Annotated in this window: 1 pseudogene; it reads right to left on the bottom strand. The window is 73.4% G+C overall.

What is annotated here, in order from left to right:
- A pseudogene (locus tag AC1DN0_RS42050) lies at positions 1–350 on the bottom strand (hypothetical protein); the annotation flags it as partial.

Here is a 350-nt window from a genome sequence, read left to right as displayed (position 1 = left end):
GATCTCGAACAGGGTGGGGCGCGAGAACTGCAGGCTGGCGCGGCCACGGCGCGGGCCGATCACGCTGACCGGGTGGTCCACGTTCACCACCTGGTCGATGCGGTACTGGCCGCGCTGCAACTGCAGCTGGTCGCCCGGCGCGCTGCTGGCCACGGCGCGGGCGAGGGTGTCCTCACCCGGTGCCACCTTGCGGGTGGCGCCACTGTCCAGCGCGGTACGGGTCAGCGCCTTGGGATACCAGCCCACGCCCACCTGCTCGCGCGCGATCGGCGCGAGGTCGCGCGGCGCACCGGCGGTGATGGTGTCCACCGGGTACTGCAGGCCGTTGGCCGCGCGCTGCAGGGTCACCT

It is taken from the genome of Cupriavidus sp. 05N39 (assembly GCF_056397325.1).
Note: the sequence above shows the minus strand (reverse complement) of the source record. Positions and strands in the feature narration are given on the sequence as shown.